The sequence below is a fragment of the Kitasatospora sp. NPDC048298 genome, assembly GCF_043201465.1.
Lineage (GTDB): Bacteria > Actinomycetota > Actinomycetes > Streptomycetales > Streptomycetaceae > Kitasatospora.
This window is the reverse complement of record NZ_JBICYZ010000011.1, coordinates 48,225-62,067: the sequence shown is the minus strand read 5'-3', so window position 1 is coordinate 62,067 and position 13,843 is coordinate 48,225. Positions and strand designations below refer to the sequence as shown.

At 73.9% G+C, this 13,843-nt stretch carries 12 protein-coding genes; 10 read left to right on the top strand and 2 right to left on the bottom strand.

Annotated features, from left to right (window positions below):
• Window positions 1-122 precede the first annotated feature (122 nt).
• The gene (locus ACGF0D_RS11845; protein WP_392915069.1) at window positions 123-929 is read right to left on the bottom strand and encodes an SAM-dependent methyltransferase; all 807 of its coding nucleotides are present in this window, start codon (window positions 927-929) and stop codon (window positions 123-125) included.
• Between the two features lie 247 nt (window positions 930-1,176).
• Here ACGF0D_RS11845 and ACGF0D_RS11840 point away from each other — a divergent pair, with 247 nt between their 5' ends.
• The 7 genes from ACGF0D_RS11840 (at window position 1,177) to ACGF0D_RS11810 (ending at window position 9,342) form a co-directional block, all read left to right on the top strand.
• Window positions 1,177-1,695 (top strand): SRPBCC family protein, encoded by a 519-nt coding sequence (locus ACGF0D_RS11840; protein WP_392915066.1) that lies wholly within the window; start codon window positions 1,177-1,179, stop codon window positions 1,693-1,695.
• A gap of 211 nt (window positions 1,696-1,906) precedes the next feature.
• A complete protein-coding gene (locus ACGF0D_RS11835; RefSeq protein WP_392915063.1) occupies window positions 1,907-2,977 on the top strand; it encodes an aminotransferase class I/II-fold pyridoxal phosphate-dependent enzyme in 1,071 nt (356 codons plus the stop codon).
• Window positions 2,978-3,241: 264 nt separating this feature from the next.
• Window positions 3,242-4,540: an ergothioneine biosynthesis glutamate--cysteine ligase EgtA gene (gene egtA, locus ACGF0D_RS11830; RefSeq protein ID WP_392915221.1), complete on the top strand. Its 1,299-nt coding sequence runs from the start codon at window positions 3,242-3,244 to the stop codon at window positions 4,538-4,540.
• On the top strand, window positions 4,537-5,991 hold the full coding sequence (gene egtB / locus ACGF0D_RS11825) for an ergothioneine biosynthesis protein EgtB (protein ID WP_392915059.1): 1,455 nt from the start codon (window positions 4,537-4,539) through the stop codon (window positions 5,989-5,991). Before egtA ends, egtB begins: the two co-directional genes overlap by 4 nt.
• On the top strand, window positions 5,991-6,740 hold the full coding sequence (egtC, locus tag ACGF0D_RS11820) for an ergothioneine biosynthesis protein EgtC (RefSeq protein ID WP_392915056.1): 750 nt from the start codon (window positions 5,991-5,993) through the stop codon (window positions 6,738-6,740). Before egtB ends, egtC begins: the two co-directional genes overlap by 1 nt.
• 51 nt (window positions 6,741-6,791) lie before the next feature.
• Entirely contained in the window at window positions 6,792-7,763 is a 972-nt protein-coding gene (egtD, locus tag ACGF0D_RS11815; protein WP_392875470.1) for an L-histidine N(alpha)-methyltransferase, read from the top strand.
• Between the two features lie 151 nt (window positions 7,764-7,914).
• Complete coding sequence (locus ACGF0D_RS11810; protein ID WP_392875803.1) at window positions 7,915-9,342, top strand: sugar porter family MFS transporter; 1,428 nt, start codon at window positions 7,915-7,917, stop codon at window positions 9,340-9,342.
• 211 nt (window positions 9,343-9,553) lie between these two features.
• Here the strand turns inward: ACGF0D_RS11810 and ACGF0D_RS11805 are convergent, their stop codons facing one another.
• Window positions 9,554-10,306 (bottom strand): TetR/AcrR family transcriptional regulator, encoded by a 753-nt coding sequence (locus tag ACGF0D_RS11805; protein WP_392915054.1) that lies wholly within the window; start codon window positions 10,304-10,306, stop codon window positions 9,554-9,556.
• A gap of 172 nt (window positions 10,307-10,478) precedes the next feature.
• On the opposite strand from ACGF0D_RS11805, the gene ACGF0D_RS11800 reads away from it, so the two are divergent.
• The 3 genes from ACGF0D_RS11800 to fabG all read left to right on the top strand — a co-directional run bounded on the left by ACGF0D_RS11800 (window position 10,479) and on the right by fabG (window position 13,817).
• Window positions 10,479-11,642, top strand: a complete 1,164-nt coding sequence (locus tag ACGF0D_RS11800; protein ID WP_392915051.1) for an acyl-CoA dehydrogenase family protein — start codon at window positions 10,479-10,481, stop codon at window positions 11,640-11,642.
• Window positions 11,643-11,691: 49 nt separating this feature from the next.
• On the top strand, window positions 11,692-12,891 hold the full coding sequence (locus tag ACGF0D_RS11795) for a thiolase family protein (RefSeq protein ID WP_392915049.1): 1,200 nt from the start codon (window positions 11,692-11,694) through the stop codon (window positions 12,889-12,891).
• Window positions 12,892-13,058: 167 nt separating this feature from the next.
• Window positions 13,059-13,817 (top strand): 3-oxoacyl-ACP reductase FabG, encoded by a 759-nt coding sequence (fabG, locus tag ACGF0D_RS11790; RefSeq protein ID WP_392875460.1) that lies wholly within the window; start codon window positions 13,059-13,061, stop codon window positions 13,815-13,817.
• The last annotated feature ends 26 nt before the right edge of the window (window positions 13,818-13,843 follow it).

Sequence of the window (13,843 nt, the reverse complement as noted above, 5' to 3'; positions counted from 1 at the left end):
TCCTCTGGGGTGCACGCCGGTTCGGGCGGTGCGTGTCCCGCTGCCGCCCGTCCCCGGCGCAGCGCTCCCGGCGGCCGCCGCGCGGGGCGTGCGGCCGTCGGTGCGTCGTCCGTCGCGTCCGATCAAGGGCGGAACCCCACGCCCGCCACCCCGGCTATCCGCTCGGGGTGCTCGCCGACCGTGCCGGGCTGGTCCGGGCGCCACAGCGGCAGGTGGACCACGCCCGGCTCGACCAGTTCGAAGCCGGAGAACATCGCGGTGATCTGCTCGTGGGTGCGCATGGTCAGCGGGGTCGGCGTCCGCTGGTAGAGCTTCTGGTGGTCCTCGGCCTGGTCGGGGCGGCCTTCGAGGGAGGCGTGCGAGAGCACCAGCGCGCTGCCGGGCGGGAGGGCGTCGCGGATCACGCCGACCAGCTTCCACGGGTCCTCTTCGTCGGTGACGAAGTGGGCGACGGCGACCAGCAGCACGGCCACCGGCTCGCCGGCCGCGAGCAGTTCGGTGACCTCGGGGCGGGCCAGCAGGTCGGCGACGTCGCGCAGGTCGGCCTGGACGACGTGGCTGCCGTGGTCGTCCTCGAGCAGCAGGCGGCTGTGTGCGACGGCGACCGGGTCGCGGTCCACGTAGACGACCTCGGCCTCGGGGCGGATCGCCCGGGCGATGTCGTGCACCGCGCCGAAGGTCGGGATGCCGGAGCCGATGTCCAGGAAGCGGCTGATGCCCTGCTCGGCGAGGAAGGTCACGGCGCGGCGCAGGAAGGCGCGGTTGGAGCGCATGATCTGCGGCAGCTCCGGCCACAGGGCGATCGCCTTGCGGGCCATCTCCCGGTCGACCTCGAAGTTGTGCGAGCCCCCCAGGTAGTAGTCGTAGACCCGCGCGGCGTTCGGTTTGTCCAGGTCCGTGCCCTCCGGTACCCAGTTCGGTCGCCGCATGCCTGTGACTCCTTCACTCCGGTTCTGGGGATGCAGCGCCCTGGGGATGCTGCCGTGACTGATGAGACTACAAGCACAGAAGATCCTCCCTCGCACCTCGAACGGGTGCAAGCGGAGTGCACCCTTCCCTACGAACGGGCGCTTCCGGCGCGTTCGCCTCCGGTTCGACCCGTACCGCGGACCGGCTCGGCAACGCTCCGACGGCATTCGCCCTCCGGGCCGGCCGGGCCGGCTCTAGGGTGGGGCCGTGGACCCCAACCACTACCGATTCCGGGGCGTCTGGCGGCTCGCGGCCCCGGCACCCCTCGTGTACGCGGCACTGGAGGACGTGCGCGGCTACCCGCTGTGGTGGCCGGAGATCCGCGAGGTCCGGCCGACCGGGGAGGACTCCGGGGACGTGGTGGTGCGGGCGCTGCTGCCGTACCGGCTGGTGATCGGCCTGGCGGCGAGCCGGCGCGACCCGGTCGCCGGGGTGCTGGAGGTGGCCATGAGCGGCGACCTGACCGGATGGTCCCGGTTCACGGTGACGGCCGACGGCTCGGGCAGCCGGGTGCTGTTCGAGGAGGACACCCGGCCCGGCAAGGCCCTGCTGCGACGGCTCGCCCTGCCGCTGCACCCGTTGTTCCGGGCCAACCACGCGGTGATGATGCGCCGGGGGCACCGGGGGCTGGCGGCGCACCTGGCGGGGCGGGTGGCCGATGACGGGCGTCGAACGGCGGTCGCGGCGGGACGCGGTTGCCGGAGGACGGTGACGGAGAGCGGGTGACGGCGAACAGATGACAGACGACGGCTTTCAGCGGACAGGTGACAGATTTCGAAATCTGTCACCTGTCCGCGGCGCCTCCGACCCCGGCCCCGGCTTCGGATTCGGATTCGGATTCGGATTCGGATTCGGATTCGGATTCGACGCCCCCTTCGACCGCGCCGGGACCGGCAGCAGCAAGTGGGCCCGCGCCGACGCCCCCGGGGTGATCCCGATGGGCCTCGCGGACATGGACCTGCCCGGCCCGCCCGCCGTCGCCGCGGCGCTGGAGCGGCGCGCCCGCCACCGCGCGTACGGCTACACGGTGTGCGACCTGGCCGGCCGCACGCTGGTGGCCGACTGGTACCGCGCCCGGCACGGCGCCGAGGTCGACCCGGACTGGGTGCTGCTGTTGCCCTGCGGCCCGCGCACCGCCCTGCGCGTCCTGCTGGAGACCGTACGGCCGCAGGCCCCCGTGCTCTTCCCCACCCCCGAGTGGGGCGGCTTCGCCCAGCTCTGCCGCGCCGCCGGCCTCCCGTACCGCGAGCTGCCGCTACTCCGGGGCCCGGGCGGCTACCGGCTGCCACCCGGCCCGCTCCCCCGTCCCGCCGGAGCGGTGCTGCTGACCAACCCGCACAATCCCTCCGGCACGGTCTGGCCGGCCGACGCGGTGCGCGGTCTCGCCGCCTCGGCAGCCGAAGGCGGCGCGCTGCTGGTCTCGGACGAGGTGCACGGCGACCTCACCCACCCCGACGCCGCCCAGCCGGACGCCACCCGTCCCGGCGCCGCCCACCCCGTCGCCGTCTCCGTCGCCGACCCGGCGCACCGGCACCTCGTCGTCACCCTCAACTCCGTGGGCAAGACCTTCAACTGCTCCGGGATTCCCAGCAGTTTCGCCCTCGTTCCCGACCCCGCCCTGCGCACCCGGTTCGCCGAGGCGCTGGCCGGCTACGGCCTCTGGGAGGGCGGCCTGCTGGAGCAGACCGTGCAGCAGGCGGCACTGCGCGAGGGCGGCCCCTGGCTGGACGCGCTGCTCGCCCATCTGGCCGCCGCCCGCACCCTGCTGACCGACCGCCTCGGGCCCGCCGTCCGCTCCGCCCCGCGGGCCTCCTACCTGCTCTGGCTGGACGCGGCCGCGCTCGGTCTGCCGCCCGCGAACGCCCGCCGGGCGCTGTTGGAGCGCTGCGGTCTGGAGGCCTCCGACGGCGCCGAGTTCGGCCCCGGCGGCCGGGGTTCACTGCGTCTGAACTACGCCCTGCCAGGCCCGGTGCTGGCGACCGTCCTGGAGCGGTTGGAGCGCTTGTGACCCCGGCACATGCCTCTCTCGTCCGCCCTCGGAACGCGGCCCGCCGACCCGCCGAAAAACCCCGGCATCACCCGTTCGCCACACTTCTGACCTGCGGAAACGGATGTTCATGCGAATTTTGCGGGGCGCCCCCGCATGCTCCGTAGCAGACTGGGCAGGGTAGACCGGGCCGCAATCGTGATCCCGAGGATGGTGAGTCCGGTGATACCGGTATCCCGCACCACTCCGCCCGACCGGCAGAGCACGCCACCGCCCCCGCCGGGGGTGACCCCGTTGACCGAATCGGGGGCGCGCAGCCACGTGTCGGGCGTCTGCTTCAAGATCGGACCGCCCCGGCTGGTGGGGGTGGAGGTCGAGTGGTTCGTCCATGACGAACGATGTCCCTCCCGGCCCGTACGGCCCGAACTGCTCCACGCCGCACTGGAGTCGCTGCCCCTCGGCGGCCCGGACGGCACCTCGCTCCCCTCCGGTTCGCGCGTCACGCTCGAACCCGGCGGACAGGTCGAGCTCAGCTCCCCGCCCGCCACCGGCCTCCTGGCCTGCGTCGAGGACACCCGACGCGATCTGACCGCCCTGCGGGCCGCCTTCGCGGCGCAGGGCCTGCGACTCACCGGCACCGGGACGGACCCCCTGGCCCGCCCCCGACGGATGGTGCTGGACCACCCCCGCTACCTCGCGATGGAGCGTTTCTTCGACTCCGCCGGGCCCTGGGGCCGGATCATGATGACGGGTACCGCGTCGGTGCAGGTGTGCCTGGACGCCGGCGAGGCGGGCGGCCCGCACGCGATCGAGCGCCGCTGGAGCCTGGCCCACCGGCTGGGCCCGGTGCTGGTCGCCGCCTTCGCCAACTCCCCTGTCCTGGACGGAAGTCCGACGGGCCACCGGTCCACCCGACAGACCGTCTGGTCGCGGATGGACCCGACCCGCACGCTCGCCCCCGAGCCGGACCACGGGGACCCTCGCGAGGCCTGGGCGCAGTACGTGCTGGACGCCCGGGTGCTGTGCGTGCGAAGGCCCGAGGGTCTGCCGTGGACGGCCCCGGCCGGACTGACCTTCGGCGACTGGATCGGCGGTGCGGGCGAACGCCCGCCCACGCTCGACGACTTGGAATACCACCGCACCACCCTCTTCCCGCCGGTACGCCCGCGCGGCCACCTCGAGCTGCGGATGGTCGACGCCCAGCCCGGGGACGGCTGGGTGGTGGTCGCCGCACTGGTCACCGCGCTGCTGGACGACCCGGTGGCCGCCGACGCCGCGCTGGCCGCGGTGGAGCCGCTGGAGCCGCCGACGGGGGCGCACGGTCCGCGCGCGCCGCGCAGCGAGGTCTGGCGCCGCGCCGCCACCCTGGCCATGGCCGACCCCGAACTCCGCCGGGCCGCCCTCGCCTGCTTCGCCGCCGCCGACGCCGCGCTGGGCCGCCTGCCCGGTGCCGGACGGCTGCGCGCCGCCGTCGCCGAGTTCGCCGAGCGCTACCCCGCGCGCGGCCGCTGCCCGGCCGACGACCAGCTGGACGCCCTGCGCTCCGGCGCCCTACGCACTCCCCCGGAGGAGGCCGCACCATGACCGACATCCGACCCCACGGGGGCACCGGGGCAGGCCGCACGGACCGCACCGACGCCACCACCCCCGCCGGCGCCGCCGCCACCGACGCCACCACCACCGGCACCATCGGTGGTATCGACACCATCGGCAGCATCGGCAGCATCGGCACCGAGGCGCTGCGCGAGAGCATCGCCACCGAGCTGCTGGCCGCCCGCGCCCGCACCGCCGCACTGACCGACTGCGTCGAGGACGGCGATCTCACCGCCCAGCACTCCCCGCTGATGTCGCCGCTGGTCTGGGACCTCGCGCACATCGGCAACCAGGAGGAGCTCTGGCTGCTGCGCAACGTCGGTGGCCGCGACCCTATGCACCCCGAGATCGATCCGCTGTACGACGCCTTCCAGCACCCCCGCGCCGAGCGCCCCGGCCTGCCGCTGCTGCCGCCCGCCGAGGCCCGCGCCTACGCCCACGAGGTGCGCGGCCGGGTGCTGGACCTGCTGGCCGCCAGCCCGCTGGAGGGCGCGCCGCTGCTGGAGGCCGGGTTCGCGTTCGGGATGATCGCCCAGCACGAGCAGCAACACGACGAGACGATGCTGATCACCCACCAGCTCCGCCGGGGCGAGCCGGCCCTGGCCGCTCCCCCGCCGCCGCCCGCACCCGCCGACGCGGCCACCCTGCCCGCCGAAGTCCTCATCCCCGCGGGCCCGTTCACCATGGGCACGGACACCGAACCGTGGGCCCTGGACAACGAGCGCCCGGCGCACACCGTCGACCTGCCGGCCTTCCTGCTGGACACCACCCCGGTCACCAACGCCGCCTACCAGCGCTTCATCGCGGACGGCGGCTACGACGACCCGCGCTGGTGGACGCCGGAGGGCTGGGAGCACCGTCGGCGCGCCGACCTGACCGCCCCGCTCTTCTGGCACCACCAGGACGGCCAGTGGCTCCGCCGGCGCTTCGGCGCGGTGGCGCCGGTCGAGCCGAACGAGCCGGTGCTGCACGTCAGTTGGTACGAGGCGGACGCGTACGCCCGGTGGGCAGGACGGCGGCTGCCGACCGAGGCGGAGTGGGAGAAGGCGGCCCGCCACGACCCGGCCACCGGCCGCTCCCGCCGCTACCCCTGGGGTGACGGCCCGCCCGGCCCCGAGCACGCCAACCTCGGCCAGCGCCACCTGCGCCCGGCCGGGGCGGGCAGCTATCCGCAGGGCCAGTCCCCGTACGGCGTCCGGCAGTTGATCGGTGACGTGTGGGAGTGGACGGCCAGCGACTTCCGCCCCTACCCCGGCTTCCGGGCCTGGCCGTACAGGGAGTACTCGGAGGTCTTCTTCGGCCCCGAGTACAAGGTGCTGCGCGGCGGCTGCTTCGCGGTGGCGCCGGTCGCCTGCCGGGGCACGTTCCGCAACTGGGACTACCCGATCCGTCGGCAGATCTTCGCCGGGTTCCGCACCGCGCGCGACCTGGAGGCGGCCTGATGTGTCGTCACATCGCCTATGTGGGCGAGCCGGTGGCGCCCCGAGAGCTTTTGGTGCACCCGCCGTTCGGGCTGTACCGCCAGTCCTGGGCGCCCCGGGTCCAGCAGTACGGCACGGTCAACGCGGACGGCTTCGGCCTCGGCTGGTACGCGGACGGGGACGAGGTGCCCGCCCGCTACCGCCGGACCGGGCCGATCTGGGCGGACGAGACCTTCGCCGACCTCGCCCGGGTGGTCCGCACCCGGGCACTGCTGGCCGCCGTCCGCTCCGCCACCGAGGGCTGCGCGCCGGGCGAGGGCGCGGCCGCGCCGTACGCCGCCGAGCGCTGGCTGTTCAGCCACAACGGCGCGGTGGCCGGCTGGCCCGGCAAGCTGGACGCGCTGGCCGCCCTGCTGCCCCCGGCCGAGCTGCTGGACCTCGAGGCGCGCACCGACTCGGCGCTGCTGTGGGCACTGACCCTGCACCGGCTGCGGGCCGGCGCCGGGCCTGGCGAGGCGCTGGCGGGCACCGTCGCCGACGTCGCCGCGCACACCACCGGGCGACTCAACCTGCTGCTCACCGACGGCGCCGCGATCGCCGCGACCACCTGGGGCGACACCCTGTACCACCGCACGCTGCCGGGCCTCGGCACGGTGGTGGCCTCCGAACCGTACGACGACGCTCCGGGCTGGACGCCCGTCCCGGACGGCTCGCTGCTGCTGGCCGACCCGCGCGGCGTCACCGTGAGCCGTCTCCCCGGCCGCAACTGACCCACACTCCACACTCTCCCTTCACTTTCTGAACAGAGGAACCACCCTGTCATGGACACCTTCGATCTCACCCGACTGCTGCCCGCCGACCACTTCAGCACCGCGCTGCGCCACGACGTGCAGCACGGGCTGACGTCCCAGCCCAAGTGGCTGCCGCCGAAGTGGTTCTACGACGCCCGGGGCAGCGAGCTGTTCGAGGAGATCACCCGGCTGCCCGAGTACTACCCGACCCGCGCGGAGCGGGCCATCCTGGCCGCCCGGGCCGGCGAGATCGCCGCCGCCACCGGGGCCCGCACCCTGGTCGAACTGGGCTCCGGCTCCTCCGAGAAGACCCGGCTGCTGCTGGACGCCCTGCGCGCGCTCGACACCCTGGAGACGTACGTCCCGGTGGACGTCAGCGAGAGCGCGCTGACCTCGGCCGGCGCCGCGCTCGCCGCCGAGTACCCCGGGCTCGCGGTGCACGGCGTGCTCGCCGACTTCACCGCCCGGCTCGGCCTGCCCCCGGAGGGCGGCCCGCGCCTGGTCGCCTTCCTCGGCGGCACCCTCGGCAACCTGCTGCCCCTGGAGCGCGCGGCCTTCCTGCACGGCCTGCGCGCGGCCCTGGAGCCGGGCGACTTCCTGCTGCTCGGCACCGACCTGGTCAAGGACCCGGCGGTGCTGGTCGCCGCCTACGACGACTCCGCCGGGGTGACGGCCGAGTTCAACCGGAACGTGCTCAACGTGCTCAACCGCGAGCTGGGCGCCGACTTCGACCCGGACGCCTTCGAGCACGTCGCGCTCTGGGACGCCGAGCAGGAGTGGATCGAGATGCGGCTGCGCTCGCTGCGCGCGCAGACCGTGAAGATCCCGGCCCTGGACCTGCCGGTGCACTTCGCCCGGGGCGAGGAGCTGCGCACGGAGGTGTCGGCCAAGTTCCGCCGGGAGCGGGTGGCCGGGGAGCTGGCGGCGGCGGGGCTGCGGCTGACCCACTGGTGGACCGACCCGCAGGGCCGGTTCGGGCTCTCGCTCGCCTCGCCGGTCTGACCGGCGCGGCCCGGGCTCCCGTGGCGGCCCAATTTGCTTGTTCACCTTACGAATTCTCAGAGCGAAACTTGAGGGTCCTGGTGTACAAGACTTAAACGAATAGGGGTTACGATCTCGGCTACCGAGCTCAGCGTTGAGTACCAGGAGTCAGATCGTGAGCGTCACCCAGAAGCCCTCCGGGGCGGTCGAGGCCCCCGCGCCCGGCCGCCTCGGCTTCGTCGTCTTCATCACCGCGGCAGCGGCCCTCGGCGGCTTCCTGTTCGGCTACGACAGCTCCGTGATCAACGGCGCCGTCTCCGGCATCCAGGAGAAGTTCGGCGTCGGCAGCGGCGTGACCGGACTGATCGTCTCCTCGGCGCTGCTGGGCTCGGCGATCGGCGCCGCGGTCGCCGGACGGTTCGCCGACCGGTACGGCCGCATCAAGGTCATGAAGGCGGGCGCGCTGCTGTTCGCGGTCAGCGCGGTCGGCTCGATGCTGCCGTTCTCCGCCTGGGACCTCGCCCTGTGGCGGGTCCTCGGCGGCGCGGCCATCGGCATCGCCTCGGTGATCGCCCCGACGTACATCGCCGAGGTCGCTCCGACCAGGTACCGCGGCCGGCTGGCCTCCTTCCAGCAGGCCGCGATCGTGCTCGGCATCGCGATATCCCAGCTGGTCAACTGGGTGCTCGCGCAGGCCGCCGGCGGCGACACCCGCGGCCACCTGCTCGGCCTGGAGGCCTGGCAGTGGATGCTCGGCATCTGCGTCGTCCCGGCCGCGGTCTACTTCGTGCTCGCCTCGGTCATCCCCGAGTCCCCGCGCTACCTGATCCAGGCCGAGCGCCTGGACGAGGCCCGCAAGGTGCTCGCCGACGTCGAGGGCGAGGGCGTCGACCCCGACGCCCGGATCACCGAGATCCGGACGCTGATCGCCTCCGACCACCGCCCGCGCTTCCGCGACCTGCTCGGCGGCCGGTTCGGCCTGCTCCCGATCGTCTGGGTCGGCATCGGCCTGTCGGTCTTCCAGCAGCTGGTCGGCATCAACGTGATCTTCTACTACTCGTCGATCCTGTGGCAGTCGGTCGGCATCGACCAGAGCAACTCGCTGCTGATCAGCTTCGTCGGCTCGGTGATCAACATTCTCGGCACCGTGATCGCGATCGTGCTGGTCGACCGGATCGGCCGCAAGCCGCTCGCCCTGATCGGCTCGGCCGGCATGGCGGTCGCGCTCGGCACGGCCGGCTGGGCCTTCTCCTCGGCCACCGGCAGCGGGGACAACCTCACCCTGCCCGACCTCCAGGGCACCGTGGCGCTGGTCGCCGCCAACGCCTTCGTGCTGTTCTTCGCGATGTCCTGGGGCGTGGTCGTCTGGGTGATGCTCGGCGAGATGTTCCCGAACCGGATCCGCGCCGCCGCGCTCTCCGTCGCCGCCTCCGCGCAGTGGATCGCGAACTGGGCGATCACCGTCTCGTTCCCGTCCATGTCGCGCTGGAACCTGTCGTCGACCTACCTGATCTACGCCGCATTCGCGGCGCTGTCCATCCTCTTCGTGGCGAAGTTCATGAAGGAGACCAAGGGCGTCCGACTGGAGGACATGGGCTGATCCGCCCGTCGGACTCTCGGCCCCCGCACCCCGGCGCGATCAGCGCGGGGGTGCGGGGGCCGAATCGTTTCCGCGGGGCCGGGATCGCCCTGCGGAGGGTCGCGAGGCGCGGGGCGCGGGCGGAGGCCCCGGGGCGCGGGGCGAGGGCGGGGGCGCGGGGCGAGGGCGGGGGCGCGGGGCGAGGGCGGGGGCGAGGCGGGGGTCCGGCGGCTCAGGTCCGCTCGGCGAGCCGGGCGTAGCGCAGGGTGAGGCCGTCGAGCAGCGCCTCCAGCCCGGTCTCGAAGGCGCCCTCGTCCACCGTCCCGCGGTACCCGGCCAGCCGGTGCGCCTCGCCGAGGTGCGGGTAGTCGGCCGCGTCGTAGACGTCGGCGTCCGCCGGGAAGCCGGCCGCGAAGGAGGCGAGGGCCGAGCCGGTGACGAAGTAGCGCATCAGCGCGCCGATCCTGGTGGCCTGGCCGCGCGGCCATCCGGACTCGACCAGGTGGCCGAAGACCGCGTCGGCCAGCCGCAGCGCGTTCGGCCGCCGCCGGGGGCCCTGGGCGAGCACCGGGACGATGTTGGGGTGGGCGGCCAGGGCGGCGCGGTAGGAGCGGGCCCAGTCGCGCAGCGCCTCGGCCCAGGGGGTGGCGGGGGTGGCGGGGGTGGCGGGGGCGCCGGCGGTTCCGGCCGTCCCTGCGGTTCCGTCGGTTCCGGCCGTCCCTGCGGCTTCGTCGGCTGCGGCGGTCTCGGTGGTTTCCGCGGTCCCGAACATCGACAGGTCGACCTCGCCGATGACGCTGTCCACCACCGCGTCCAGCAGGTCGTCCTTGGTGGCGAAGTGGTTGTAGAGCGACGGCCCGCTGACCGACAGCTCGGTGGCGAGTCGGCGGGTGGAGAGGGCGTCCAGCCCGTCGTCGTCGATCAGCCGCAGCGCGGCGGCGACGATGCGCTCTCGGCTGAGCAGCGGGGTGCGTGGACGGGCCATCGCGACGGGTTCCTCCGGTTCGTCCGGTCGGGTGCGTGGGGACCGATTCTGGCAGGTGCCCCTTCCCAGCGCGGGCCGGGCGGGGCTACAGTCGCCCCCATAAAACTTGCAGCGCTAGTTTAATGGGCCCGGGCCCCGCGCCGGGCCCTGGACACCGCATTCGGGAGCCTCCGTGAACCTGGAGTTGTCCGAGGAGCAGGCCGCCGTCCGGGCCCTCGCCGCCTCCTTCACCGACCGCGAGATCGTGCCGTACGCCGCCGAGTGGGACCGCGCCGAGTCCGTCGACCGCGCGATCGTCGGCAAGCTGGCGAAGGTGGGCTTCCTGGGGCTGACCATCCCGGAGGAGTACGGCGGCAGCGGCGGCGACCACCTCGCGTACTGCCTCGTGCTGGAGGAGCTCGGGCGCGGCGACTCCGCCGTGCGCGGGATCGTCTCGGTCTCGCTCGGCCTGGTCGGCAAGTCCGTCAACGCCTTCGGAACCGAGGAGCAGAAGCGGCACTGGCTGCCCCGGCTCACCTCGGGCGAGGCGCTCGCCTGCTTCGCGCTCACCGAGCCGGGCACCGGATCGGACGCCGCCAACCTCACCACCAGGGCCGTCCGGGACGGCGAGGACTGGCTGATCAGCGGCGCCAAGACGTTCATCACCAACGGCACCTGGGCCGACGTCGCCCTGGTCTTCGCCCGCACCGGCGGCGACGCGCCCGAACAGCGGGGCCACCGGGGCATCACGGCCTTCCTCGTCCGCACCGACCTGCCCGGCTTCACCCGCACCGAGATCCACGGCAAGCTCGGCCTGCGCGGCCAGGCCACCGCCGGGCTCACCTTCGAGGACGTCCGGGTGCCGGACAGCGCCCGGCTCGGCGAGGTCGGCAAGGGGTTCTCGGTGGCCATGGCGGCACTGGCCAAGGGGCGGATGTCGGTGGCGGCCGGCTGCGTCGGCATCGCCCGGGCCTGTCTGGAGGCCGCCGTCCGCTACGCGGGCGAGCGCGAGCAGTTCGGCAGGCCGATCGCCTCCCACCAGCTCGTCCAGGAGCTGCTGGCCGGCATCGCCGTGGACGTCGAGGCCGCCCGGCTGCTCACCTGGAAGGTCGCCGACCACATCGAGCGCGGCCTGCCGTTCGCCACCGAGTCCTCCGTCGCCAAGCTGTACGCCAGCGAGGCCGCCGTCCGGGCCGCCAACAACGCGCTCCAGGTCTTCGGCGGGTACGGGTTCATCGACGAGTACCCGGTCGGCAAGTACCTGCGCGACGCGCGGGTGATGACCCTCTACGAGGGAACCAGCCAGATCCACCAGCTGCTCATCGGACGCGCCCTCACCGGCGTCAACGCCTTCTGACCCGTTCCGCCCCGCCCCCGCCCCGCCACCCGACAAGGAGCCCGACGACGTGCGTCCCGTCTACTTCGCCGCCGCCCGCCGCACACCCATCGGCCGGCTGCGCGGTGCGCTCGCCACGGTCCGCCCGGACGACCTCTCGGCCACCGTGCTGCGCGCCCTGCTCGCCGACGCGCCCGCGCTCGACCCGGCCCGGATCGACGACGTCTACTGGGGCGCCGCCAACCAGGCCGGCGAGGACAACCGCAACGCCGCCCGGATGGCCGTCCTGCTGGCCGGCCTGCCGGAGACCGTCCCCGGTGCCACCGTCAACCGGCTCTGCGCCTCCGGGCTGGAGGCCGTCACCCTCGCCGCCCGGGCCATCGGCTCCGGCGAGGCGGACGTGGTGCTGGCCGGCGGCTGCGAGTCGATGACCCGCGCCCCCTTCGTCCTCCCCCGCCCGGACGAGGCGCTGCCGCACCGGATGGAGACCTTCGACACCCGGCTCGGCTGGCGGCTCACCAACCCGCGGATGGCCGAACTGCACGGCGTGCTCAGCATGGGCGAGACCGCCGAGGAGGTGGCCACCCGGTACGGCATCGGCCGGGAGCGCCAGGACGCCTTCGCGCTGCGCAGCCACCAGCGGGCCGGAGCCGCCCGCAAGGACGGGCACTTCGACGCCGAACTCGTCCCGGTCGAGCGGCCGGACGGGGTGACGGTCAGCCGGGACGAGAGCATCCGCGAGGACACCAGCCTGGCGAAGCTCTCCGGGCTCAAGCCGGTGTTCCGGCCGGGGGGCACCGTCACCGCCGGGAACGCCTCGCCGATGAACGACGGCGCGGCCGGGTTGCTCCTGGTCGGCGAGGAGGCGCTGCGCGACCTCGGGCTCCAGCCGCTCGGCCGGTACGTGGCCGGGGCCTCGGCCGGGGTGCACCCGGACGTCATGGGCATCGGGCCGGTGCCGGCCACGGCGAAGGTGCTCGCGCGGGCCGGCTGGTCGCTCGCCGACCTGGACACCGCCGAGCTGAACGAGGCCTTCGCCGCCCAGGCGCTCGCCTCCGCCGACGGCATCGGGTTCAGCCCGGAGCGGGCCGAGGAGGTGGTCAACCCCAGCGGCGGCGCGATCGCGCTCGGCCACCCCCTGGGCGGCTCCGGCGCCCGCATCCTCACCACCCTGTTGCACCGGATGCGCCGTACCGGCGCCCGGCGCGGCCTGGCCACCATGTGCGTGGGTGTCGGGCAGGGTACGGCCGTGCTGGTCGAGAACGTCTGACGACCGGCGGTGGCGGGGAGGCGGCTGACGGGTGGCGGCGAACAGATGACGGATGGCGGATGACAGATGACGAAATCTGTCATCTGTCATCTGTTCGCCGTCCTATGTCAGCCGTCGCCTGCCACTCGTCGCTCGTCGCCTGTTGATCCAACTTCCAAGGAGTTCACATGACGCGGTTCGCGGGGAAGGTCGCCGTGGTGACCGGAGCGGCGCAGGGCATCGGGGCGGCCACCGCCCGTCGGCTGGCGGAGGAGGGCGCGGCGGTCGCCGTCGTCGACCTCACCGCCGAGCGGGCGGCCGGGACGGTCGCCGAGATCACCGCCAAGGGCGGCACCGCCCGGGCGTACGGCTGCGACGTGGCCGACTACGACGCCGTGGAGGCGGTGTTCGCGCAGGTCGCGGCGGACCTCGGTGGGGTGCACATCCTCGTCAACAACGCCGGGATCACCCGGGACAACCTGTTCTTCAAGATGCCGAAGTCCGACTGGGACGCGGTGCTGACGGTCAACCTGACCAGCGCGTACAACTGCAGCCACGTCGCGCAGAAGTACATGGTGGCGCAGAAGTACGGGAAGATCGTCTCGCTCAGTTCGCGCTCCGCCCTCGGCAACCGGGGCCAGGCCAACTACGCGGCCGCCAAGGCCGGCATCCAGGGCCTCACCGCGACCCTGGCGATCGAGCTCGGGCCGTTCAACATCAACGTCAACGCCGTCGCGCCCGGGTACATCGCCACCGCGATGACCGCCGCCACCGCCGAGCGGGTCGGCAGCAGCGCCGAGGACCACCAGACCGAGGTCGCCGCCCGGACGCCGCTGCGCCGGGTCGGGCAGCCGGAGGAGATCGCCTCGGTCGTCGCCTTCCTGGCCAGCGAGGAGGCCTCCTACGTCAGCGGACAGACGCTGTACGTCAACGGCGGTGCGCGCTAGGCGTGTTGTCTCAGGACGCCGCTTCC